This is a genomic window from Kitasatospora sp. NPDC058162, from assembly GCF_042884005.1.
Lineage (GTDB): Bacteria > Actinomycetota > Actinomycetes > Streptomycetales > Streptomycetaceae > Kitasatospora.
Genome location: NZ_JBHVUS010000004.1, coordinates 179,252 through 203,130 on the forward strand (window position 1 = coordinate 179,252; position 23,879 = coordinate 203,130).

At 73.4% G+C, this 23,879-nt stretch carries 20 protein-coding genes; 10 read left to right on the forward strand and 10 right to left on the reverse strand.

The annotated features are described in order from the left end of the window. Positions 1-128: 128 nt before the first annotated feature. Genes ACFVXG_RS09960 through pdhA form a run of 3 tightly spaced genes read right to left on the reverse strand, consistent with a single transcriptional unit; the run spans position 129 to position 3,594 of the window. A complete protein-coding gene (locus tag ACFVXG_RS09960; RefSeq protein ID WP_387926492.1) occupies positions 129-1,454 on the reverse strand; it encodes a dihydrolipoamide acetyltransferase family protein in 1,326 nt (441 codons plus the stop codon). A gap of 5 nt (positions 1,455-1,459) precedes the next feature. Then, on the reverse strand, positions 1,460-2,455 hold the full coding sequence (locus ACFVXG_RS09965) for an alpha-ketoacid dehydrogenase subunit beta (protein WP_387926042.1): 996 nt from the start codon (positions 2,453-2,455) through the stop codon (positions 1,460-1,462). Continuing rightward, the gene (gene pdhA / locus ACFVXG_RS09970) at positions 2,455-3,594 is read right to left on the reverse strand and encodes a pyruvate dehydrogenase (acetyl-transferring) E1 component subunit alpha (RefSeq protein ID WP_387926044.1); all 1,140 of its coding nucleotides are present in this window, start codon (positions 3,592-3,594) and stop codon (positions 2,455-2,457) included. Before pdhA ends, ACFVXG_RS09965 begins: the two co-directional genes overlap by 1 nt. A 149-nt stretch (positions 3,595-3,743) precedes the next feature. Between pdhA and ACFVXG_RS09975 the strand changes: the two genes are divergently transcribed. Next, the gene (locus ACFVXG_RS09975) at positions 3,744-4,205 is read left to right on the forward strand and encodes an Lrp/AsnC family transcriptional regulator (RefSeq protein WP_387926045.1); all 462 of its coding nucleotides are present in this window, start codon (positions 3,744-3,746) and stop codon (positions 4,203-4,205) included. Between the two features lie 41 nt (positions 4,206-4,246). On the opposite strand, the gene ACFVXG_RS09980 is transcribed toward ACFVXG_RS09975, so the two are convergent. Further along, positions 4,247-4,831 (reverse strand): TetR/AcrR family transcriptional regulator, encoded by a 585-nt coding sequence (locus ACFVXG_RS09980; protein ID WP_350507325.1) that lies wholly within the window; start codon positions 4,829-4,831, stop codon positions 4,247-4,249. 158 nt (positions 4,832-4,989) lie between these two features. Here ACFVXG_RS09980 and ACFVXG_RS09985 point away from each other — a divergent pair, with 158 nt between their 5' ends. From ACFVXG_RS09985 to ACFVXG_RS09995, 3 genes are all read left to right on the forward strand, one after another. Beyond that, complete coding sequence (locus ACFVXG_RS09985) at positions 4,990-6,267, forward strand: hypothetical protein (RefSeq protein ID WP_387926048.1); 1,278 nt, start codon at positions 4,990-4,992, stop codon at positions 6,265-6,267. 171 nt (positions 6,268-6,438) lie between these two features. Then, positions 6,439-8,139 carry a phenylacetic acid degradation protein PaaN gene (gene paaN, locus ACFVXG_RS09990; protein WP_387926050.1) on the forward strand — a complete coding sequence of 567 codons (1,701 nt, stop codon included), beginning with the start codon at positions 6,439-6,441 and terminating at the stop codon, positions 8,137-8,139. A gap of 144 nt (positions 8,140-8,283) precedes the next feature. Continuing rightward, on the forward strand, positions 8,284-9,780 hold the full coding sequence (locus ACFVXG_RS09995; protein ID WP_387926052.1) for an FAD-dependent monooxygenase: 1,497 nt from the start codon (positions 8,284-8,286) through the stop codon (positions 9,778-9,780). A gap of 62 nt (positions 9,781-9,842) precedes the next feature. On the opposite strand, the gene ACFVXG_RS10000 is transcribed toward ACFVXG_RS09995, so the two are convergent. Next, the gene (locus ACFVXG_RS10000; RefSeq protein ID WP_387926053.1) at positions 9,843-10,409 is read right to left on the reverse strand and encodes a CGNR zinc finger domain-containing protein; all 567 of its coding nucleotides are present in this window, start codon (positions 10,407-10,409) and stop codon (positions 9,843-9,845) included. A gap of 259 nt (positions 10,410-10,668) precedes the next feature. On the opposite strand from ACFVXG_RS10000, the gene ACFVXG_RS10005 reads away from it, so the two are divergent. The 5 genes from ACFVXG_RS10005 to ACFVXG_RS10025 all read left to right on the forward strand — a co-directional run bounded on the left by ACFVXG_RS10005 (position 10,669) and on the right by ACFVXG_RS10025 (position 17,179). Beyond that, positions 10,669-12,840: a protease pro-enzyme activation domain-containing protein gene (locus ACFVXG_RS10005; RefSeq protein ID WP_387926055.1), complete on the forward strand. Its 2,172-nt coding sequence runs from the start codon at positions 10,669-10,671 to the stop codon at positions 12,838-12,840. A 301-nt stretch (positions 12,841-13,141) separates the two neighbouring features. Next, complete coding sequence (locus ACFVXG_RS10010; RefSeq protein WP_387926057.1) at positions 13,142-14,179, forward strand: XRE family transcriptional regulator; 1,038 nt, start codon at positions 13,142-13,144, stop codon at positions 14,177-14,179. 184 nt (positions 14,180-14,363) lie between these two features. Further along, on the forward strand, positions 14,364-14,834 hold the full coding sequence (locus tag ACFVXG_RS10015; protein WP_387926059.1) for a VOC family protein: 471 nt from the start codon (positions 14,364-14,366) through the stop codon (positions 14,832-14,834). A 7-nt stretch (positions 14,835-14,841) separates the two neighbouring features. Further along, positions 14,842-15,744: a pyridoxamine 5'-phosphate oxidase family protein gene (locus ACFVXG_RS10020; protein ID WP_387926061.1), complete on the forward strand. Its 903-nt coding sequence runs from the start codon at positions 14,842-14,844 to the stop codon at positions 15,742-15,744. A gap of 166 nt (positions 15,745-15,910) precedes the next feature. Next, complete coding sequence (locus tag ACFVXG_RS10025) at positions 15,911-17,179, forward strand: peptidoglycan-binding protein (RefSeq protein WP_387926063.1); 1,269 nt, start codon at positions 15,911-15,913, stop codon at positions 17,177-17,179. A 37-nt stretch (positions 17,180-17,216) separates the two neighbouring features. On the opposite strand, the gene ACFVXG_RS10030 is transcribed toward ACFVXG_RS10025, so the two are convergent. Together ACFVXG_RS10030 and ACFVXG_RS10035 are read right to left on the reverse strand one after the other, a co-directional pair. Next, positions 17,217-17,960 carry a TrmH family RNA methyltransferase gene (locus tag ACFVXG_RS10030; protein WP_387926064.1) on the reverse strand — a complete coding sequence of 248 codons (744 nt, stop codon included), beginning with the start codon at positions 17,958-17,960 and terminating at the stop codon, positions 17,217-17,219. Positions 17,961-17,965: 5 nt separating this feature from the next. Further along, positions 17,966-18,601: a TetR/AcrR family transcriptional regulator gene (locus tag ACFVXG_RS10035; protein ID WP_387926066.1), complete on the reverse strand. Its 636-nt coding sequence runs from the start codon at positions 18,599-18,601 to the stop codon at positions 17,966-17,968. A 100-nt stretch (positions 18,602-18,701) separates the two neighbouring features. Here ACFVXG_RS10035 and ACFVXG_RS10040 point away from each other — a divergent pair, with 100 nt between their 5' ends. Next, positions 18,702-19,409 carry a hypothetical protein gene (locus ACFVXG_RS10040; RefSeq protein WP_387926067.1) on the forward strand — a complete coding sequence of 236 codons (708 nt, stop codon included), beginning with the start codon at positions 18,702-18,704 and terminating at the stop codon, positions 19,407-19,409. Positions 19,410-19,749: 340 nt separating this feature from the next. Here ACFVXG_RS10040 and ACFVXG_RS10045 read toward each other — a convergent pair whose 3' ends face one another. The 3 genes from ACFVXG_RS10045 to ACFVXG_RS10055 all read right to left on the reverse strand — a co-directional run bounded on the left by ACFVXG_RS10045 (position 19,750) and on the right by ACFVXG_RS10055 (position 23,877). After that, positions 19,750-21,855, reverse strand: a complete 2,106-nt coding sequence (locus ACFVXG_RS10045) for an FUSC family protein (RefSeq protein ID WP_387926069.1) — start codon at positions 21,853-21,855, stop codon at positions 19,750-19,752. A gap of 49 nt (positions 21,856-21,904) precedes the next feature. Continuing rightward, complete coding sequence (locus tag ACFVXG_RS10050) at positions 21,905-23,077, reverse strand: HTTM domain-containing protein (RefSeq protein WP_387926071.1); 1,173 nt, start codon at positions 23,075-23,077, stop codon at positions 21,905-21,907. Between the two features lie 95 nt (positions 23,078-23,172). Continuing rightward, positions 23,173-23,877 carry a DUF5819 family protein gene (locus ACFVXG_RS10055; protein ID WP_387926072.1) on the reverse strand — a complete coding sequence of 235 codons (705 nt, stop codon included), beginning with the start codon at positions 23,875-23,877 and terminating at the stop codon, positions 23,173-23,175. Positions 23,878-23,879: the final 2 nt, after the last annotated feature.

Below are 23,879 nucleotides of genomic sequence, written 5' to 3' on the forward strand. Positions count from 1 at the left end.
AGCCCGGACACCCGGCCGGGGAACGCGCTACTCTCGCTCGATCGGCGGTCGCCCTGAGTGCCGAACAGCACACCCAGGGCGACTCCACCCTGCTCGGAGCGGTCCCACCCCGGCCCGCTCCGGCCCGCTCACAGCTGCCGCAGCAGCATCCCCGGCTGCTCGACGCAGTCCGCCACGAACCGCAGGAACCCGCCCGCCGTCCCGCCGTCGCAGACCCGGTGGTCGAAGGTGAACGACAGCTGGGTCACCTCCCGCACCGCCAACTCCCCGCCGTGGACCCAGGGTTTGGCCACGATCCGGCCGACCCCGAGCATCGCCGCCTCGGGGTGGTTGAGGATCGGGGTCGAGCCGTCCACGCCGAACACCCCGTAGTTGTTCAACGTGAAGGTGCCACCGGTCAGTTCGGCCGGGGTCAGCGAACCGGCCCGCGCCGACTCGGTCAACCGGCCCAACTCCTCGCCGAGTTGCTCGGTGCTGCGGGCGTGCGCGTCCCGGACCACCGGGACGACCAGCCCGCGTTCGCCCTGCGCGGCGAAGCCCAGGTGCACCGCAGAGTGCCGGACGATGCCCGAACCGTCCTCGGTCACACTGGAGTTGAGCTCGGGGAAGCGCGCCAGCGCGACCGTGCAGATCCGTGCCAGCAGCGCCAGCACGCTCACCTTCGGGCCCGGGGTGGCATTCAACTGCCGCCTCAACGCCATCAGTTCGGTGGCGTCCACATCGACCCAACAGGTCGCGGCCGGGATCTCCCGGTGGCTGCGGCTGAGCTTCTCGGCCACCGCCTTGCGCAGCCCGCGCAGCGGGACGACCTCGTCCGGCCCGGCCGGGGCCGCCACCGCAACGACGACCGGAGCAGCCACCTTCGCCGCGACCGCCCGTTCGACGTCCGCCCGCATGATCAGCCCGTCCGGCCCGCTCCCGGCGAGCGCGGTCAGGTCGACCCCCTGCTCCCGGGCCAACCGCCGCACCAGCGGCGAGATCACCGGCAGCACGACCGGAGCCGCGGGCGCCGCCGGAGCCGCAGCGACGGCAACCGGAGCGACGGGAGCGACGGGAACTGCGGGAACGACCGGAGCAACCGGAGCGGCCGCACCGACCCGGCGCCGCCGCCCGCCCTTGCTCTCGAGCACCCCGTACCCGACCAACGGCCGCTCGACCTCGGCAACGGCGGCAGGAGCAGCCGACACCTCGTCGCCCACACCCCCCGCCGAGGCCACCGCGACCGTCACCAGCGGCGCGCCCACGGCGATCTCCTCGCCCTCCGCGCCGTACCGCGCGGTGACCACCCCGCCGTACGGGCAGGGCACCTCCACCACGGCCTTGGCCGTCTCCACCTCCACCACCGGCTGGTCGACCGCGATCACCTCGCCGACCTCGACCATCCAGCGCACCACCTCCGCCCCGGTGAGTCCCTCACCGAGGTCGGGCAGCCGGAACTCCCGTACGACGGGCATCATCCTCAGTCCTCCCACTGCAGCCGGGCGACCGCGTCCAGGATCCGGTCCACCCCGGGCAGGTGGTGGTGCTCCAGCATCGGCGGCGGGTACGGGATGTCGAAGCCGGTGACCCGCAGCACGGGCGCGGCCAGGTGGTGGAAGCAGCGCTCGGTGACCCGGGCGGCGATCTCCGCGCCGGTGCCGCCGAAGCCGCTGGCCTCGTGCACCACCACGGCCCGGCCGATCGAGCGCACCACCCGGGTGACCGTCTCGTCGTCGAAGGGCACCAGGGTGCGCAGGTCGAGCACCGCGAGGTCCCAGCCCTCGGCCCGCGCCGCCTCGGCCGCCTCCAGGCAGACCGGCAGCGAGGGGCCGTAGGTGATCAGCACGGCGGAGGTGCCGGGGCGCCGCAGCACGGCCCGGCCGATCGGCTCGACCGGCGCGGTCGGGTCGAACTCGGCCTTGCCCCAGTAGAGCCGCTTGGGCTCCAGGAAGACCACCGGGTCGTCGGAGGCGATCGAGGCGCGCAGCAGCCCGTAGGCGTCGGCGACCGTCCCGGGGGTGACCACGTGCAGGCCGGGGGTGCTGGTGTAGTACGCCTCGGAGGCGTCGCTGTGGTGCTCGACGCCGCCGATGCCGCCGCCGTACGGGATGCGCACGGTGATCGGCAGCGGGAGCTTGCCCGAGGTGCGGTTGCGCATCTTGGCGACGTGCGAGAACAGCTGCTCCAGCGCCGGGTAGGCGAAGGCGTCGAACTGCATCTCGACCACCGGGCGCAGCCCGTACATCGCCATGCCGATCGCGGTGCCGAGGATGCCGGCCTCGGCCAGCGGGGTGTCCAGGCAGCGGTCGGGGCCGAACTCGGCGGTGAGCCCGTCGGTGATCCGGAAGACCCCGCCGAGCGCGCCGACGTCCTCGCCGAGCACGTGGACGGTGGGGTCCTCGCGCAGGGCGTCCCGCAGCGCGGAGTTGAGCGCCTGCGCCATCGACGCGGTACGGGCGGAAACAGCGGTGGACATCAGTGCTGCACCTCGGCTTCGGCGGCCAGCTCGGCGGACAACTGGGCGGCCTGCTCCCGCAGTTGCGGGGTGGGCTCGGCGTAGACGTGGGCGAACAGCGCCATCGGGTCGAGCTCCGGGTCGGCGTGGAACTCGGCCCGCATCCGGGCCGCCAGCGCCTCCGCCTCGTCGGCCGCGCTCTGGACCAACTCGTCGTCCAGCAGGTCGAGTTCGCGCAGTGCGCGGTCCATCAGCAGGATCGGGTCGTGCTCCCGCCAGGCGTCCACCTCGGGCTCGGTGCGGTAGCGGGTGGCGTCGTCGGCGTTGGTGTGGGCCTCGATCCGGTAGGTGAGGGCCTCGACCAGGGTCGGGCCGTCACCGGCCCGGGCGCGCTCGACCGCCTCGGTGAGCACCGAGTGCAGGGCGGGCGCGTCGTTGCCGTCGACCAGTCGGCCCGGCATGCCGTAGCCGACCGCCTTGTGGGCCAGGGTCGGTGCGGCGGACTGGGCGCTGAGCGGGACGGAGATCGCGTAGCCGTTGTTCTGCACCAGGAAGACGACCGGCGCCCGCAGCACGGCGGCGAAGTTCAGCGCCTCGTGGAAGTCGCCCTCGCTGGTGCCGCCGTCGCCGAGCATGGCCATCGCGACCACCGGTTCGCCGCGCAGCCGGGCGGCGTGCGCCAGTCCGACGGCGTGCGGGGCCTGGGTGCCGAGCGGGGTGCAGAGCGGGGCGGTCCGGCTGGCGCGGGGGTCGTAGCCGGTGTGGGCGTTGCCGCGCAGCAGGGTCAGCGCCTCCAGCGGGTCGACCCCGCGGGAGACCACGGCGAGGGTGTCGCGGTAGCTGGGGAACAGCCAGTCGCGCTCGCCGAGCACCAGCGCGGCGGCGACCTGGCAGGCCTCCTGCCCGGTGGAGGCCGGGTAGACGGCGAGGCGGCCCTGCTTGGTCAGGGTGGTGGCCTGCTGGTTGTAGCGCCGGCCGACGACGAGTCGCCGGTAGAGCTCGCGCAGCAGCGCCGGGTCGTGCTTCTCCAGCGCGGGGGTGCCGAGCACCCGGACGGGGGAGACGTCCGGGAGGAGGGGGGCCGGATCGGTGCGCGGGGCGGTCGCCCCGGGCATCCAGCCCGGCACGCCCGTGTGGTGTCTGTGGTCGAGAACGGTCATCTCGGGGCACCTCCTGGGGTGGCGGGGGCTCCCTACCGATTGTTCGGTCGTCTGTTCATCTTGACCAGAAGCGTGACAAGGTGGTGGACATTCGGCCCGAGCGGCGGTCGACTGGTGGCAGTGTGTCCAATCGGCGAGGGTGGGGGGTCATGTCGGCTGAACAGATGTCCAGACTCGACCGGGTCGACCGGGCGATCCTGCGGCTGCTGCAGCAGGACGGTCGAGCCTCGATCCGCTCGGTGGCCGAGCGGGTGCACGTGTCCCGGGCCAATGCGTACGCCCGGATCTCCAGGATGGTCGAGGACGGCATCATTCGCGGCTTCACCGCCCGGGTGGACCACGAACGGGCAGGTCAGGGCGCGTCCGCGTACATCACCCTGAAGATCGTCCAGAACTCCTGGCGCACCGTGCGCGAGCAGCTGCTGTCCCTGCCCGGGGTCGCCCACATCGCCCTGGTCGGCGGGGACTTCGACGTCCTGCTGCTGGTGCACACCGCCGACAACCACGCCCTGCGGGACTTGGTCCTCAACCGGATCCAGTCCATCCCGCAGGTGCTCGGTACACAAACCATGCTGGTGTTCGAAGAGACCGACCAGGTACCGCCCGATTAGACGCCCTCATCAGGCGCGGGCTCAGGGCGCGGCCGTGTTGATCAGCGCGCCCGAAGCCCGTCGAAGGCCAGGTGCACCACGGCGTCCGCGACCCCGTCGGCCGCCTTCAGCCCCGGCCGGTACCACTCCACGATCGAGTTGATCATCCCGAACAGCAGCCGGGTGGCCAGCCGCGGCTCCACGTCCCCGCGCAGCGAGCCGTCCGCGACGGCCGCCCGCACCAGCTCCGCCACCTGGTGGTCGAAGTCCCGCCGCCGCTCCAGCGCCCACAGCTCGGTGGCCGTGTTGCCGCGCACCCGCAGCAGCAGCGTCACGTACGGCAGCTCCGCCAGCAGCACCTCCGCGGTGCGCCGCACCACGTGCTCCAGCCGCTCCACCGCCGGGCCCGTCACCGCCTCCGGCTCGGCCAGGATCGCGAACAGCCCGTCCAGCGCCCGCCCGACGGCCAGCCGCAGCAACTCCTCCTTGCCGCGGACGTGGTGGTAGATCGAGGACTTGGAGATCCCGGCGGCCCGGGAGAGGTCCTCCATCGACGTGCCGTCGTATCCGCGCTCGTTGAACACGTCGACGGTCACCGCGAGCAGTGACTCGACGGTGTAGGCGGTGCGCGTGGTGTGATCGGCCATCCTCCGAGTATCCCCGGCCGCCCGGCGGGGTACGCGATCGGGTCCGGCCGGTCCACAGCAGCCGGAGGGGGAACCGGCTGGTCCACACCAGCCGCGGGGCGAACCGCCTAGAATCTCCGGACGATCGTCCACGTCCAGCAGGCTGGGGTCCGCAGCTGATGAACGCAATACCGGCAGTCTCCTCCGACCTGCCCGAGGACGTGCCCGAGCAGCGCTCCGAGGAGCCGGCGGGCGGCCCCCGCGCCTGGCAGGAGCGCACCCAGGCACTGGTGGTGCGCTACGGACCGGCCGTGTGGTGCTACGCGGTGCTCAAGCTGATCGGCTTCACCGTCTTCATGAAGCTGCTCTCCTTCGGCGGCGACTACGCCAAGAAGCCGGCCCGGTTCGGCGGCGGCACCAACCCCTGGGACGTGCTGGCCAGCTGGGACGGCTGGTGGTACCAGCAGGTCGCCCAGTTCGGCTACCACCCGGCGCTGATCCCGATCCCGGGCGGCCAGCCGGGCTTCACCATCGAGCAGAACTCGGCCGCCTTCTTCCCGCTCTACCCCGGCCTGATGCGGCTGACCTCGGACGTCACCGGCCTCGGCCTGTACGGCGCCGGGATGCTGGTCTCGGTGCTGGCCTCGCTGTTCGCCGCGGCCGGGATCTACGCCGTGGTGGACAAGCTGTCCGGCCCCCGGGCGGGCGTGATCGCGGCCGGGATCTGGGCGATCGCCCCCGGCTCGGGCGCCGAGTGGGCGGTCTACTCGGACTCGCTGTTCGTCGCGCTGGCCGCCTGGGCCTGCTACTTCACGATGACCAAGCAGTGGGTCGCGGCCGGGGCGATCACCCTGGTCGCCGGGCTCAACCGGCCGACCTCGGCGGCGCTGATCGGCGCCGTCGGCCTGGCCGCGCTGGTCGAGCTGTACCGGCGGGAGAGCGGGGTGCTGCGCCCGCTGGCCGGGATGCTGCTGGCCCCGCTGGGCCTGCTCGGCTACGTGGCCTGGGTGGGGTGGAAGACCGGCGAGTGGGGCGGCTACTTCCGGATCCAGCACGATGCCTGGCTGCACTACTTCGACGGCGGCCAGGGCACCTGGCAGGCGATCCGCGGGGTGCTGCTGGGCCGCAACGACTACCCCTTCGCGTTCCCGGTGCCGGACCTGCTGGCGACCCTGATCGTGTTCAGCCTGCCGGTGCTGATCGTGCTGCTGGTCCGGCTGCGCCCGCCGCTGGTGCTGACCGCCTACACCCTGGCCACGATCGTCTCGGTGCTCGGCAGCCTGGGCATCTTCGGCAACGTCTCGCGCTACCTGCTGCCGGCGTTCCCGCTGTTCATCGCGCTGGCGGTGGGGATGCGCAAGCTCAGCTGGCCGGTGCTGGCGACGGTCCTGGGGACGGGCGCGGTCGCCTCGGGCTGGTACGCCGGGTACGTGATCTTCGAGCTGGGCGTGCCGTAGACCGGCCGACCCGGGCCGATCCGGGCCGACGACATCGAGCAGGGGGCGCGTCCGACCGGGACGCGCCCCCTCGCCGTATCCGCCGGAATCCGTCCCCCACACCCTCTTGAGCCGACCGATCGTTCGGTTACTCTGTGACGTGTCCCGTCCTCCCCTCTGAGGAGCGCACAGATGCCCGCAGCGGTCACCCACCCCCTCGTCGGCGAGCTGGTCGAGCGCCACCAGGCCACCCTGGACGCCGCGCTCGCCGCCGCCGCGAAGCGCGACTACTGGTCCGCCTACCCCGAGTTCCCGAAGGCCTACGGCGAGACCGGCCCGGCCGACGGCAAGGCCGCCTTCGACGCCCTCCTCGGCAAGCCCTTCGTCCTCGCCGGCCACCCCGGCGACGGCGACCAGGTCGGCGGCGAGGCCTCCCCGTACGGCATCGAGCTGGGCATCACCTACCCGCACGCCGACCCGGACGCGCTGATCGCCGCGCTGAGCGCCGCCCGGCCCGGCTGGGCCGCCGCCTCCCCGCTGGAGCGCGCCGCCGTCTGCCTGGAGATCCTGCACCGGATCAACGCCCGCTCCCACGAGTTCGCCCAGGCCGTCATGCACACCACCGGCCAGGCCTACGGGATGGCCTTCCAGGCCGGCGGCCCGCACGCCCAGGACCGCGGCCTGGAGGCCGTCGCCTACGCGTACGCCGAGCAGACCCGGCTGCCGCGGCAGGCCGGCTGGACCAAGCCCCAGGGCAAGCGCGAGCCGCTGGTGATGACCAAGGAGTTCACCGTCGTCCCGCGCGGCCTCGCCCTGCTGATCGGCTGCAACACCTTCCCCACCTGGAACGGCTACCCCGGCCTGTTCGCCTCGCTGGCCACCGGCAACCCGGTGCTGGTCAAGCCGCACCCGCGGGCCGTGCTGCCGCTCGCCCTGACCGTCGCCGTCGCCCGCGAGGTGCTCGCCGAGGCCGGCTTCGACGCCGACCTGGTCTGCCTGGCCGCCGAGCACGAGGGCGGCACCGTCGCCGCGGCCCTCGCGGTCCGCCCCGAGATCAAGATGATCGACTACACCGGCTCCACCTCCTTCGGCGACTGGCTGGAGGAGCACGCCAAGCAGGCCCAGGTCTACACCGAGAAGGCCGGCGTGAACGCGGTCGTCATCGACTCCACCGACGACTACAAGGGCATGCTGGGCAACCTGGCCTTCGCGCTCTCGCTCTACAGCGGCCAGATGTGCACCACCCCGCAGAACGTGCTGATCCCGCGCGGCGGCATCGGCACCGACCAGGGCGACAAGTCCTACGACCAGGTGGTCACCGACCTCGCCGCCGCCATCGAGGGCCTGCTCTCCGACGACGCCCGCGCCGCCGCCATCCTGGGCGCCGTGGTCAACCCGGGCGTGCTGCAGCGCTCGGCCGCCGCGGCCGGCGGCGAGTACGGCGAAGTCGCCCTCGCCCCGCGCGCGGTGGTCTCGCCCGACTTCCCCGGCGCGACCGTCCGCACCCCGGCGCTGGTCAAGCTGGACGCCGACAAGCCGGACGACCGCTCGGTCTTCCGCACCGAGTGCTTCGGCCCGGTCTCCTTCGCGGTCGCCGTCGAATCCACCCCCGCCGCCGTGGAGTTGCTGCGCACCACGGTCCGCGAGAAGGGCGCCATGACGGCCTCCGGCTACACCACCTCGCCCGAGGTGGAGGCCCTGCTGGTCGAGGCCGCGCTGGACTCCGGCGTCTCGCTCTCGCTCAACCTCACCGGCGGCGTCTACCCCAACCAGACCGCCGCCTTCTCCGACCTCCACGGCACCGGCGCCAACCCGGCCGCCAACTCCGCCTACTGCGACGGCGCCTTCGTCGCCAACCGGTTCCGCACGGTGGAGATCCGCCGCCACAGCTGAGCCGCACCACCGCACGGTCCCCCGGTCGGCCATCGGCCACCGGGGGACCGGCGGTTCACAGCTCCACCCGCGCCCGGGATGATGGAGGCTGGGAGAGCGCCGGAAACGGCGTCCAACCGCCCTCCGAACAACGGGAGCTGATACATGGCCGTGAAGCCGACGACCGAAACCGACGTCATCATCGTCGGGGCCGGACCGACCGGACTGCTGCTGGCCGGCGACCTCGCCGCCGCCGGGGTCGGCGTCACCGTCCTGGAGAAGCGCGGCACGGAGTCCAACCTCACCAGGGCCTTCGCCGTGCACGCCCGCAGCCTGGAGCTGCTGGACGCCCGGGGCCTCGCCGAGGAACTCATCGCCACCGGCCGCCCGCTCAGCGGACTGACGATGTTCAACCGGGTCGCCATCGACCTGAGCACGCTGCCCAGCCGGTTCCCGTTCGTCCTGATCACCCCGCAGTACAACGTCGAGCGGGTGCTCCAGGAACGCGCCGAGCGGGCCGGGGCGGTGATCCTGCGCGGCGCCGAGGTCACCGGACTGCGCCAGGACGCCGAGGGCGTCACCCTGGAGACCGGCGACGGCGGGAGCCACCGGGCGCGCTACGCGGTCGGCACCGACGGCGTCCGCTCCGCCGTCCGCGAGCTGCTCGGCATCGACTTCCCCGGCGAGTCCGTGGTCGACTCCGTGATGCTCGCCGACGTCCGGCTGGAGCGCGAACCCGCCGACGCGATCGCCGTGGGCGCCAACAAGGCCGGCTTCTCCTTCGTCGCCCCGTTCGGCGACGGCTGGTACCGGGTCATCGCCTGGGACCGCAACGAGCCGCAGGCCGACGGCGCCACCCCCACCCCCGAGCAGCTCACCGCGGTCGTCCAGGCCACCCAGGGCGAGGACTACGGACTGCACGACGTCCGCTGGAGCTCCACCTTCCACAGCGACGAGCGCCAGGCCCCCAACTACCGCTCCGGGCGGGTCTTCCTGGCCGGCGACGCCGCCCACTGCCACTCCCCGGCCGGCGGCCAGGGCATGAACACCGGCCTCCAGGACGCCGCCAACCTCTCCTGGAAGCTCGCCGCCGCCCTCCGGGGCCGGGCCACCGACGCGCTGCTGGACACCTACCAGACCGAGCGGCACCCGGTCGGCAAGACGGTGCTGCGCACCTCCGGCACGCTGATCCGGCTCGCCCTCGCCGAGTCCGCCCCCACCCGCGCCCTGCGCGGCGCGCTCACCGCCATCGGCGGCCACCTCGACCTGCTGACCGAGCGCGGCGCCCGCATGGTCTCCGGCATCGAGATCTCCTACCCGGCCCCCAAGGGCGCCCACCCGCAGGTCGGCAAGCGCGTCCCGGACCTCCGGCTGACCGCCCTCAGCAAGCCCGCCGAGGGCGACCCGGCCGCCCCCGAACGGCTCTACGAGGCGCTGCGCGCCGGAAAGTTCGTCCTGGTCAGCAACGACGAACTGGCCGCCACCGCCCCCTGGGCCGACCGCCTGGTCTCCGCCGCCCCCGCCGACCCGCACGGCAAGCTGGCCGACACCGTCCTGCTGATCCGCCCCGACGGCTACACCGCCTGGGCCGCCGTCGACCCCGGCCAGGCCGAACTCCGCGAAGCCCTCACCACCTGGCTGGGCACCCCCGCGGAGGCCTGACACGCATGGTCGGCGGGTGCGGCACGGACGCCGCACCCGCCGACCATGCATTCGGTCGTCGGTTAACCCCGGGCCTTCACATAGTGCCGCGCCGCCTTCGCCCGGTTCCCGCAGACGGCCATCCGGCACCACCGCCGGCGCCCGTTCTGCGAAGTGTCGAAGAAATGCAGAATGCATGCCTCGTGTGCGCACTGCTTCACCCGGTGAACGCCCTGGGCGAGCAGCCCGAGGAAGTCGTCCGCCGCCAGCCAGGGCGCCAGCCACTCCGGCCGGTCGGTCTCGACCCGCTCCTCGGCCCCGGCCGGCCCGGCCGTCCGCCGGATCCGCCCGTGGGCCAGCACCGCGTCCAGCCCGTCCCGTGCCTCCGCGCCCAACTCGCCCTGCCCGCGCACGTCCTGGGCCGCCAGCAGGATCGCCTCGCGGGTCTGCCGGATGGCCGTCAGCCCGGCGTCGTCGGCCGCGCAGCGCCCGGTCAGCCCGTTGGAGGAGAGCCAGATCCCGTACTGCTCCACGTCGGTGAGCGCGTCGTTGACGGGCGTTCCGGACCAGCGGGTGTTGAGCAGGTCGAGCGCGAGGGGCTCGCCGATCAGCGGTCGGTGGTCCCTCGGATCCGGCATCAGGTCAGTCATCGCTCTCCCTCGGCTCGGCCCGATTCTACGTCCGGTCCCGGCACGGGGAATTGGTATGGACCGTCCCCGGAATTCCGGCCATTCACTGTATGGAATCCCCGGCTTTCCGCGCCTCCACAGTTGACTGTTTTTTAGCAACCGATTGCCGGACCATGATCCACTGCACCGATCCGCTCTGACATGTTCTAGCCAGCGTTCCTGAACCCCTCGGAACGCCTTGCCCCTTGCCGACTCCCCACAGTCGGCCGGAGGAGGATCCGTGCGCCACCGTTCCCTCGCCATCGCCGCGGCGATAGCCGTCCTGCCGCTGACCGCCGTCTCGCTCGGCGTCTCCACCGCGCAGGCCGCCAGCACCCCCCACGCCGCCCCGCGCGTCGCCCTCCCGAACACCGTGAACCCCGCGGTCGCCCACTCGGAGAAGAAGGGCGACGTCCCGGCCGAGCAGCAGATCTCGGTGTCCGTCAGCCTGAAGCTGCGTGACGCCGCCTCGCTGGACCGCTTCCTCGGCGCGGTCGCCACCCCCGGCACCCCCGAGTACGGGCAGTACCTGACGCCCGAGCAGTTCACCGCCCGGTTCGGCCCGACCGAGCAGGACGTCCAGCAGGTCAAGGCGTACCTCGCCGCCCAGGGCCTGACGGTCAGCGGCGTCAGCGCCAACCGCCAGGTGGTCAACGCCCACGGCACCACCGCACAGGTGTCCCAGGCCTTCGGCACCCACGAGAGCTCCTACCTGGACCCGCAGCAGCAGCGCGCCTTCTTCGCCAACGACGACGCCGCCTCGATCCCCGCCGACCTGGCCACCGTGGTCCAGGGCATCAGCGGCCTGGACGACCACGCGGTGCGCAGGAACCACCTGGCCGCGCCGCACTCGGTCACCCCGAACGCCGCCACCGCCACCCCGCGCGGCATGACCCCGGCCCAGTACCAGGGCGCCTACAACCTGGACAAGACCGGCGCCGCCGGCACCGGCACCACCGTCGCGCTCTGGGAGTTCGACGGCTACAAGTCCTCCGACCTCACCGGCTACGACGCCCAGTACGGCCTGACCGGCCCGGCCGTCAGCACCGTGTCGGTGGACGGCGCCAACTACGACTCCGCGCCCGGCCAGGGCATCGGCGAGGTCGAGCTGGACAGCGAGATCGTCCGCGGCGCGGCCCCCAAGGCCACCCAGCTGGTCTACGAGGCCCCCAACAACGACCAGGGCGAGATCGACATGGCCAACAAGATCGTGGCCGACAACAAGGCCACGGTCATCTCGATCTCCTGGGGCTCCTGCGAGCCGGACACCACCGCCTCCTCGATGACGGCCGTCGACAACGCCTTCAAGCAGGCCGCCGCCCAGGGCATCTCGATCTTCTCCGCCTCCGGCGACGACGGCTCGAAGGACTGCACCCGCTCCACCAGCGGCGCGAACGTCACCGCGGTCGACTTCCCGGCCTCCAGCCCGCACCAGACCGGTGTCGGCGGCACCAACCTCCAGGTCACCGGCGGCAACGGCTACTCCTCGGAGAGCGCCTGGAGCACCGCCGGCGGCGGCGTCTCCACCGTGTTCGCCAAGCCGAGCTGGCAGACCGGCACCGGGATCAACGGCTCCATGCGCACCGTCCCGGACGTCTCCTCCAACGCCGACCCGCAGAGCGGCTTCGCGGTCTACACCAGCGGCGCCTGGCAGGTCATCGGCGGCACCAGCGCGGCCGCCCCGCTGTGGTCCGGCTACGCGGCCCAGTTCAACCAGAAGGCCAAGGCCGCCGGGCAGCCCGCCCTCGGCGAGGCCGGCCCCAAGCTGTACGCGGTCGCCAACAGCAGCAGCTACGGCAGCACCTTCCACGACGTGACCACCGGCGCCAACCAGGACTACGCGGCCGGCACCGGCTACGACCAGGTCACCGGCTGGGGCAGCCCGGTCGCCGACGCCCTGACCACCGCCCTGCTCGGCGGCACCACCGGCGGCAGCACCACCCCGCCGCCCGCGGCCGGCTGCACCGCCGCCCAGCTGATCGGCAACGGCGGCTTCGAGAGCGGCACCGCCCCGTGGACCGCCTCCTCCGGTGTGATCACCGACAACGCCTCCCAGCCCGCCCACTCCGGCTCCTGGAAGGCCTGGCTGGACGGCTACGGCAGCACCCACACCGACACCCTGTCGCAGACCGTCTCCGTCCCGGCCGGCTGCGCCTCCGCGACGCTGACCTTCTGGCTGCACATCGACACCGCGGAGACCGGCAGCACCGCGTACGACACGCTGACCCTCCAGGCGGGCGGCAGCACGCTCAAGACCTGGTCGAACGCGGACGCGGCCACCGGCTACGTGCAGCAGACCGTGGACCTGACCCCCTTCGCCGGCAAGAGCGTGAACCTGACCTTCACCGGCACCGAGGACGGCTCCAACCAGACCAGCTTCGTGATCGACGACGTCGCCCTGAACGTCAAGTGATCACCGGCCGGTAGCACCACCCAGACCCCCGCCGGGGCGGCGCCGACGAAGGCCCGCCCCGGCGGTGTCCGTTTCCACCCGGTTCCCCCCGCTCCGGCGGCCCGGGTTCCGGTCATGTTTCCGGACTGTTTCAAGATCGATAACCATCCGGTCCACCTCCCGTGACCACTGTCATACGCACGACTGATGACGTAGCCTCTCGACCGTGCATAGGGTTCCCCAAAGCTCGGTGAAGCCGCTGACGGCGCGCCCCGGCGCCGACCAGGTGCCGCCGAACTCACCTGGTGGGGAGAGTCACCGCATGGCCGCACAGCAGCCTCAGGACGCCGCGCGGCTGCGGCTGGTCGGATCGCGTACGGAGCGCCCCGACCCGCCCGCCCCGGCGCCCGCCCCGAATCCCCCTCCGACCCCGACGGCCCCCGCGCCGTCCGCCGGCCGCCCCGCCCCGCCCGGCGGCTTCGCGGACGCCCTGCACCTGGCGATCGAGGCCAGCGGCCTCAGCCTGGACCGGATCCGCGCCGCCCTGGCCCAACGCGGAGTCAGGGTCAGCGTCACGACGCTGAGTTACTGGCGCCGCGGCCGCAGCCAGCCCGAACGGGCCAGCTCGCTGCGCGCCGTCCACCTGCTGGAGGAACTGCTCGGCCTGCCGCACAGCGCGCTCTCCGCACTGCTCGGCCCGCCCCGCCCGCGCGGCCGCTGGGCCGCCGCCGCCAACACCCTCCACCTCGGGCTGGAGGACGTCTGGCCGGGCGAGGTGGACATCGCCGCGATCTTCACCGAGCTGGACGCCCCGCCGGCCGGCGAGCTGGAGCGGCTCAGCATCCACGACTCGTACTACGTGGACGCCGAGCGGCGCGCCAACCTGCTGCGGATGCGCCAGGTGGTGCGCGCCACGGTCGGCGGCGTCGGCCGCTGCCTGGTCGTGCACAAGGCCGACGAGGAGGCGACCGGCTGCCCGGAGATCACCTCGGTGCGGCACGGCCGGCTCGGCCGGGTCCGCCGCCGCCCGGAGATCGGGCTGACCGTCGCAGAGCTGATGCTGGACCGCCCGCTCGGGCTCGGCGACAGCACGGTCTTCGAGTACGAGGTGGAGATCCCGCCGGGCGGCCCGACCATGGAGTACAGCCGCCGCTTCGCCACCACGGTGCGCGAGTACGTGCTCCAGGTGCACTTCGACCCGGCGGCCGTCCCGGTGCACTGCGAGCGCTACGACCGCGAGCCGGGCGCCGACGTCGACCACCGCCGCGAGCAGTTGTGGATCGGCGCCTCGGCGAGCGCCCACGTCCTGGCCCCCGACCAGCAGCCGGGCCACATCGGCATCCGCTGGGAATGGCCGTAGAGCCACCCCCACCCACGAGAGAGCCCCGCCGGACCCAACAGTCCGACGGGGCTTTCCCATGTCCCAAAACCTAACCCCTTCACCCCACCACACCGGTTGACTCTCCATCACCTAACCCATAGCCTCATTCACATCGGTTAGGCAGCAGCCTCGCCGGAAGCCCCAGCCCAGGGAGTGACCAGCCATGTCCAGCACCACCGCGCTCCGCACCCTGCAGACCGGCCACGTTGGCCTGAACGTCACCGACCTCGACCGCTCGGTCGACTTCTACCGGGCCGTCCTCGGCCTCCAGCTCACCGCCCAGGGCGCCGACCCCGAGCGCCGCTACGCCATGCTCGGCCGGGACGGGCGCCTGGTGCTCACCCTCTGGCAGCAGGGCACCGGCACCTTCTCCACCACCACGCCCGGCCTGCACCACCTCTCCTTCGAGGTGGAGGGCCTGGACGAGGTCCGCGCCACCGAGGACCTGCTGCGCACCCTGGGCGCCGAGTTCGCCTACGACGGCGTCGTCCCGCACAGCGAGGGCTCCGCCTCCGGCGGCATCTTCTTCAGCGACCCGGACGGCATCCGGCTGGAGGTCTACACCCGTACCGGAGTGGACGAGACCACCGCCGAGGCCCCCCACACCGACGCCCCGACCTGCGGCTTCTTCTAGGAACACGATGACCACCGCCACCACGCCCTACCACCCCGGCGAGCGGACCGCCCAGGCCCGCGCCGGGGTGACCGACCGGGCCGACCACGCCGGACGGTCGATCCGCAGCACCATCCCCGCGGTGGCCGCCCACTTCCTGACCGAGCGGCGGATGCTGGTGGTCGGCGCCGCCGACCCCGACGGCCGGGTCTGGGCGACCCAGCTGTCCGGCCCGGCCGGCTTCCTGCGGGCCCCCGACGAGCGCACCATGACGATCGCCGCCCGCCCCGCCGAGGCCGATCCGCTGGCCGAGGCACTGGCCCGCCCGGCGCAGCTCGGCACCATCGCCCTCGACCCGGCCGGCCGCCGCCGGATGCGGCTCAACGGCCGCTCCGCCCCGGACGGCCGGGGCGGGCTGGTGGTCCGCGCCGAGGAGGTGGTGTCCAACTGCCCGAAGTACATCCAGCGCCGCACCCCGCTGGACCGTCCGGGCGCCGGCGCGCCCCGCGCGGTCGCCGAGGGCACGGTCCTGTCCACGGCGCAGCAGCTGGCCGTGGCCACCTCCGACACCTTCTTCATCGCCACCACCGGGCCCGACGGCCGGGTCGACGCCTCGCACCGCGGCGGCTTCCCCGGCTTCCTGGAGGCGGTGGGACCGAACACCGTCCGCTGGCCCGAGTACCGCGGCAACAGCATGTTCCTGACCCTCGGGAACCTGGAGCTGGACCCGCGGGCCGGGCTGCTGCTGCCCGACTGGGAGACCGGCGGGGCCCTGCTGATCACCGGCGAGGCCCGCACCGACTGGTCCGAGCAGGCCGGCCCCGGCGTCGAGCGCATGGTCGAACTGACCGTCACCGGAGTGCGCGAACTCACCGACGCCACCCCGCTGGCCTGGACCGAGCCCGAGTACTCGCCCGCCATCCCACGCTGATCACGCATCAGGTTCGTACCGCTACTACCCGCTCCGCCCGAGCCCCGCCACACCCCGGAGCCGAACGGCCGTCACCCTCCCAGCCCAATCCGCCGCGCCGCACCCCGCCCGCTTTGGGACTTTGGTCCCGATGACACGCGGAGCCGGACCGGGAAAGAGGCGGAGCATGACCCTTACCGACCCCCTGTCCCCCCTGATCGACTTCGACGAGGTCGAACCGGCGGAGGACTGCATATGCGGGGGCTGCAACGCCCGCCGCCGCGCCCGGCTGCACGCCGCCCCGGCCCGCAGCGTCCGCCGCCGGGCCGCCGTACTGATGGCCGCCGTCGGCACCGCGATAGCCGGCGGCACCGCCGCCGCGGCCGACCCCACCCCCGGCGGCAGCAGCAGCACCGCCCAGCCCCCGCAGACCCCCCAGGGCGAGGTCAGCGACCTCTACGGCCGTTCCTTCGCCGCCCCACGCCTCGCCGCCCAACCCGTCACCCGGGCCCAGGTCATCCAGCGCGCCCAGGCCTGGGTCGACCAGTCGGTGCCGTACAGCATGGGCCGCTACTGGTCGGACGGCTACCGCCAGGACTGCTCCGGCTTCGTCTCGATGGCCTGGGGCCTCGGCAGCAGCCAGACCACCTGGACCCTGCCGAACTTCGCCGAGCGGATCAACCGCGACGACCTCCAGCCCGGCGACGCGCTGATCTACAACAACCCGGCCAACCCCCAGGCCGGTTCGCACGTGACGATCTTCGGCGGCTGGACGGACTCCTCCCGCACCCGCTACGTCGCCTACGAGCAGACCTCCCCCGGCACCAAGAAGCGCTCCACCCCGTACGCCTACTGGAACAACTCCGGCGGCTACGTCCCGTACCGCTACACCGGCCTCTCCAGCCCCAGCAACGACGGCGGCGGCCCCACGAACGCCTTCCCGGGCACCGACAAGTTCGGCCCCGGCGCGAACAACGGCTACGTCACCCGGCTCGGCCAGATGCTGGTGCAGCGCGGCGGCTCCCGCTTCTACACCGAAGGCCCCGACCCCCGCTGGGGCGACGCCGACCGCAAGGCCACCCAGGCATTCCAACTCGCCCAGGGCTGGCACGGCACCGAAGCCGACGGCTACCCCGGCCCCGACACCTGGAACCTCCTGATCAACAACAAGGGCCGCAACATCCCCACCACCCCCCTGCCGCCCCCGCCGCCCCCCACCACCACCTTCCCGGGCCCCCAGTACTTCGCCCCCGGCCAGACCAACGACCACGTCCGCCGACTCGGCGAACAGCTGGTCCGCAAGGGCTTCGGCGGCTCCTACACCCAGGGCCCCGGCCCCCGCTGGACGGAGGCCGACCGCAGAGCGACCCAGGCCTTCCAACTCGCCCAGGGCTGGCGCGGCCCCGAAGCCGACGGCTACCCCGGCCCCGACACCTGGCGCGCCCTCTTCAGCTGACCCTCCCCCAGAGGCGCGGCGCCCCGAACGCCGCGCCTCACCGCCTGCCCGACATCCAGTGGAACAACCCCATCGCCACACTCGTCGCCAGGTTGAAGCTGGACACCCCCGCCTGCATCGGCACCGCGACCAAATGGTCGGCCCGCTCCTTGAGCTCCGCCGAGACCCCGTGCCGCTCGGTGCCGAAGGCGAGCAGCGCGTCGTCCGGGAACGGCAGGTCCCGGATGTCCGTGCCCTCCGGGTCCAGCACGTACAACGGCCCGGCCGGCAGCTCCGGCAGGCTCACCCGCTCCACCGCAGTGGCGAAGTGCAGGCCCGCACTGCCCCGCAGCACCGTCGGGTGCCAGGGGTCCAACTCGCCCGTGGTCACCACCCCGGTCGCCCCGAACCCGGCCGCCAGCCGGATCACCGCCCCGACGTTCCCCAGGTTCCGCGGATTCTCCAGCACCACCACCGGAGCCCGCCGCGGCAACAGCCCCAACGCCGCCCGGTTCGCCTCCACGGACGGCCGCACCGCCAACGCGACCACCCCGGTCGGATGCAGCCGCGGCGCCAACCCCCGCAACCGCTCCTCCGCCACCTCCACCGCCAGCACGTCCAGCGCCGGAACCACATCCGGCGCCAACTCCCCGGCCAACGCCAGCAACGCCCCCCGATCCGCCGTCAGCACCCGCCGGACCTCACCCCCGAACCGCAACGCGTGCTTCAGCGGATGGAACCCGTCCAGCAACACGGCCCCCGACTCGGCCGCCCGCCACTCCCGCACCAGCTCGTCGTCCATGCCGCTCACTCTCCCACCCCCGGCTCCCCGGGCCGCCCGGCAGCCGCGATCACCTCGTCGAACCCGAGCGGCACCCCCACCGGACCCCCCACCGCAGCCAACCCGGCCAACGCGAGATCCAGATGCCGGTGCACCAACGCCCCATCCGCGTCCAACGCCGCCAGCGCCCCCGGCAACGGCCGGGAGACCCGGACGCAGAGCAGCACCAGATCCCCCATCCCCACATCCGCCCGCACCCGCCCGGCATCCCGAGCAGCCCCCAGCAGCCCCTCCACCGCCGTCACCGCCCCCCGCCGAACGGCCACCAACTCCTCGTCCACCACCAGCCGTTCGAGCAGCACCACGATCGCCGCCCCCATCCGCAGATCAGCGGCCGCATGCACGAACCGGCGCAAGGCCCGGTACGGATCCCCCTCCTCCCGCCGCGCCTCCTCCGCAGCCTCGGTGAGCCTCCCCAGCAGATCGGTGACCAGCGCCCGCACCAACGCCTCCCGATCCGGAAACCGCCGATAGAGCGTCCCCGGCCCCACACCCGCCCGCCGCACCACCGCATCCAACGGGGCATCCGGCCCCCGCTCCAGGAACACCTCACACGCGGCATCCAGGATCCTGCGCCGGCTGCGCTCCGCGTCGGCCCTCATCCACAAACTCCCTAACCGGAGAAACTCTCTCCCCCTATGCTACCGTCCACCCAACCGGAGAAAATCTCTCCGCCTACCGCCCTCCCCTCGGAGCGCCACCATGCCCACCACCCCCCTCACCCCCTCCACCCCCACCCCTCTCACCCCCTCCACCCCCCTCACCATCCACACCACCCTCGACAACACCCCCCAACCCCCCGAAGCCGTCCTCACCTGGGAACTCCACCGCGCCCGCGCCGCCCTACGCCTCCTCAAGCAGCGCCTCGGCGACGACCGCATGCGCGAACTCCTCACCCCCGACACCACCGCCGCCGACGCCGCCCTCACCACCTGGGCCCACGCCTCCCAGGGCCGCTGGCGCACCGCCGTCACCGAACTCACCGCCACCGGCATCGACGCCGACCGCTTCCTCACCTGGTGGCAGGGCCGCCTCCAGGCCGGCGACCGCGCCGCCCTGCTCGCCGCCAACCCCGAGCACTACCTCGCCGACTCCACCGGCGACCGGGTCGAAATCATCGAAACCCTCGGCACCACCCCGACCCGCTTCCTCCTCCACTTCCACGACGACGTCCCCATCACCGCCCCCGACCACGCCACCTTCCCGACCCGCATCGGCGCCACCGGCACCCTCACCGACGGCACCGAAGTCCTCCGCGTCATGCACGAGTTCGCCGACACCCCCACCGGCCTCCGGATCCGCCTCACCGTCCAGTTCCCCGAAGCCGCCCCCGACCTCCTCCCCACCGGCCACCAGTGGCACTTCGCCTGCGAGTTCACCAACTGGCTCCAAGCCGCCCACGCCGCCTGACCCCACACCCCAAAACGGGCGCGCGGGCAAAGCCCACGCGCCCGCACCAAAACCCACCCACCCCCAACCCACACCAACCCACCCACCCCCACCACCCACCTCCCCCTCCCCGCCCAAGGCGAGAGGGACGCGCTGCGGGAGGGGGCGGTGGAGGGGGTGGGTGCGGAGAGGGGCGTGACGGATGATTTTCAGACCGCCAACGGTCTCAACACCCCACCCACAGGGTCGGCGGTCGGAAAATCATCCAGCCCCCGGAGCGCCCACCCCCGGAACCGCCCCCGGACCCACCCACCCTCCCGAAAGCCCACCCACCCCACCCAAGCCCCGCGCAGCGGCCCCCTCACCGCCCAGCCCCCCGCAACGCCCTCTCCAAATCCCGCAAAGCCACCCCCACCAACCGAGTCCCCGCCCTCACCACATCCCCCTGCACCCCCGCCACACCCCCGACCAGCCCCTCCTCCAACCGCACCTGCGCCTCCCGAACCCCCCCGAACTCCACCGCCCGCCCCGTCAACAACGCCCCCGCCGCCAACGCCGTAGCCAACCGAAGCTCCTCCGCATACTCCGCCGCCCCCGGCACCGGCTCCGCGTCGGCAGCCGGCAGATGCGCCTCCAACAGCACCGCCGCCCGCCCCAAGTGCCCCACCGCCGCCCGAGCCCGGTCGATCTGCCGCCGACTCACCCCGGCGAGCCCCGACTCGTGCCGCCCCGGCTCCGCGTCGGCCCGTTCCATCGCCTGCAACAGCTCCGACCGCGCCTCCCGCGAGTCCAGCAGCGCAGCCCGCACCGTCCGCCCCCGAGGAGCCCCCGGCTCCTCGTAGCAGGCGACCACCGCCGCCCCGTACCGCCCGGCCGCCGCCAGCCATTCCGCCAGCCGTTCCCCGAGCCGCGCCGTCTGCCAGGTCGGGAACAGCGCGTACGTCAGCAGCGCCAGCGACCCCCCGAGCACCGTCAGCCCCACCCGCTCGAAGGCCGTCTCCAACGGATCCCCCGCCTGCAACCCCAACAGGAACACCACGTACGAGGAGATCCCGACCGTCGTCAGCGCGTACCCCGTCCGGAACGCCAGGTACGCCCCACCGATGCACAGCACCGCGAGCCCGGCCAGCACCCACTCCCCGGGATGCAACAGCTGCACCACCAGCGTCGAAACGGCGACCCCCACGACCGTCCCCGCCAACCGGGCGACGCCCCGGCTGTACGTCTGGGCGAAGTCCGGCCGCATCACCATGGCCGCGGTCATCGGCGCCCAGTACCCGTGGTGGAACCCGGCCAGCCGGGCCAGCAGGTAGGCCGCGGTAACCACCCCGGACAGCCGGACGGCGTGCTGGAAGATCGCCGAGCGCGGCCGCAGCTGCCGCCGCACGGCCCGCAGCGCGACCGGCAGCATCCGCGAGATCGACGGCTTGTGCAGCGCCCCGCCCGCGCCGACCACGGGTGTGGTGATGGTGTCCTCGTCGTTGCGGTCGAGGGTGTCCGCGGCCTTGCGCAGCAGCCCGCCGAGCCGCCGGGCGGAGCGCCGGGCCGCGCCCTGCAGCTGCGCCCCCTGGTCCGGCCGGACGAGGGTGAGGGTGGGGGCGGACCGGGGGAGCCGGACGGGGTCGCCGCCGCGGACGGCCCGGGCGAGGGCGTCCATCACCTCGGCGGCGGCCGCCAGCACTTCGCGGGCCCGGTCGCGTTCGGGCCCTTCCTCGGGGGCGCCGACCTTGGGGTCGGCGAGCGCGGCGAGGGTGGGGCGGATGCGTTCGGCGATGCCGCGCAGGCCGCGCAGTTCGGGCGGCCGGTGGCGCTCCTGCCAGGGGGTGACGGCGGAGGCGGCCCGGGCGGTCATGAACGGTTCCGGGTCCACGTGTGCGGTCGGGTCCTGGCGCAACCGGCGGGCGTAGTCGGCGAGTTCGGCGTAGGTGTCGGCGAGCGCGGCCCGTTGGGCGCTCCAACTCCCGATCGGCCACAGGGTGATGACGGCGGCCTGGACGACCCCGCCGAGCGCGGCAACCAGCCCGTGGCCGAGCGCCGCGGTCGCGCTGACCGGGAGTTGGACCACGATCAGCATCACCGAGACGGTGTTGGCGGTGACCACGCCCGCGGTCGGCCCGATCGCCCAGGCGAGGCCGGCCCCGAAGGCCCACACCGCGAGCAGCACCGGGAACAGCCCGTACACCCCGGCGGCGAGGTAGCCGAGGAAGGTGCTGGCCCCGAGTCCGACCCCGGCCGCGACGGCGAGGCTGGCGCGCGGCCGGAAGCTGCGCTGGAAGGTGGCCGAGCCGGCGATGAACGCGCCCATCGCGGCCGAGGTGGCGAGCCCGACCCCGCCGAGGGCGAGGGTGGGGAAGAGCACGAGCGCCACGGCGACCGCCCCGCGCAGCGCCCGCTTGGGGTCGGTGAGCGCCCGGTCGAGGGTGAGCCCGGTCCGCGCGGTGTCACGAAGGGCGGCGAACCAGGACATACCGACATCCTAGGCGGCCGCCGGCCTCCCCCACCGCCGACCGATCCGCCTACCGACCGATCCGCCTACCGACCCGCCTACTGATCCGCCGACCGATCCGCCGACGGCTCCGCCCGAGCCCCGCCGCCGCCCACAGCAGCGCCCCGGTCGGCAGGAACACCGCGTCCGCCGCGACCATCGCGAGCGAGAACACGGGCAGTCCGAGCACCACCGCGATCCCCAGGTGTTCGGCCATCAGCACCGCCAGCAGCACGTTCTTGACCCGCCGGTTGAGCAGCGTGAACGGGAAGGCGACCTGGAGGATCACCGTGCCGTACGAGATCAGGAAGACCGGCAGCAGCGCCGAGCCGACCAGCGCGGACAGCCCCGGCCAGGGGGCGAAGTAGTCCAAGTGCAGCGGGTAGTACAGCGCCGTGCCGTCCTGCCAGCGCGAGCCCTGCACCTTGTACCAGCCGGCCGTGGCGTAGATCAGCACCACCTCGGTGGCGATGACCAGCATCGCGCAGTTGTGCACCATGTTCGCCAGCGCGTCGAGCACCGCCCGCGGTTCGCCCGCCGGGCGCAGCCGGCCGAGCAGCCACCAGATCCCGGCGACCGCCCAGAGCCCCCAGAACAGCGGCGCCCAGCCGAGGTACGGGAAGGCCGGCCCGGTCCAGCTGAGGCTGTCCCCGGAGAAGCCACCGGCCTGACAGACCGCCAGCACAACGCCGAGCAGCCCCCAGAGCGCCACCCCGCCCCACCCGGGGCGGGCCCGGCGCGCGTCCAGCGACCAGACCTCGGCGCAGCGGGTGAAGACCAGGTAGACGGCCATCAGGTGGACGACGTTGTCGCCGCCGTCGCCGAGGAAGACGTCGCGGTTCTGCAGCGACAGCACGGTGACCAGGAACAGCACGCTGCTCGCCCTGGTCCGCCAGCCCAGCAGCACCGCCAGGGCGGCCAGCAGGGCCAGGTGGTAGACCAGCTCGAACCAGAGCCGCCCGCCGAACCAGGGCAGCACGGTGAACGCGCCGTCGTCGGCCAGCAGCCGCTGGGCGAGCTCCATCGACCAGGGCGAGCGGTCGCCGTACAGCACCCGCCGGTGGGGCCATTCGCGCAGCAGGTAGGCGAGCCAGACCAGCCCGAAGCCGATCCGCACCACCGCGGCCTGGTGCCGTCCGAGCGCCCGCCCGGTGAAGGCCTCCATCGCCCGCCCGACGGCCGCGACCGGCCCGCGGCGCGCCACCGGTGCCGCCCCGGGGAACGGTCCACCCTGCGCCGGAACCCGCTCCAACCTCCGCGGCTCCGCGACCTCCACGCCCTCCCCCGCTGCCCCCTCGTTCACCCCAACCCCCGGTAGTCCTCGTCCCCGACCGGCCACCACGGCAGCTCCCGCGCCCTGGGCGCCGGCGGCGCGGTCTCCCCGCTCCAGGACGGCGGCGGCACGGTGGCCGTGGTCACCCGGAACTCGATCTCCAGGACTCGCTCGCCGTCCACCTCCCGGCCGATCCGCTGCAGCGCGATCCGCTTGAGGTACTGCTCGGCGAGCCTGCCGCGCGGATTGGTCGGCTTCCCGTCCTGGTCGTGCGAGCCGTCGTAGAAGTCCCAGGCCCGGCGCAGCAGGTTCTGGTCGACGTGGCTGGGCGCCGGGTTGCCCCGTATCGCGGCGATGTCCTGCGCGGTCAGCCCGGTCCAGTCCCGGGTCCGGGTGGCGCCGCCGTCCGCGACGGTGCGCACCCGGGCGTCCACGCTGACGTTCTGCTGGAGCGGGTTGGGCGCGAACAGCTTCCAGTTCTGCTCGAACTCCGGGTAGACCACCCCGTCGACCTCGTCCCGGTACTGCCGGGACACCACGTTGTCGGGCGCGACGTGCAGGAACACCGCGGCGAGGAACAGCCCGGTGCCGCTCACCAGCACGACGGCGGCCAGGCCGAGGACGAGCTGCGCGGGCGTCGACCAGACCCTCCCGGGGGCAGCCGACTCGGCGGCCCGCTCGGCGGTCCGCTCGGCGGCCGGCTCAGCGGTCCGCTCGGTGCTCCCCGTCATGG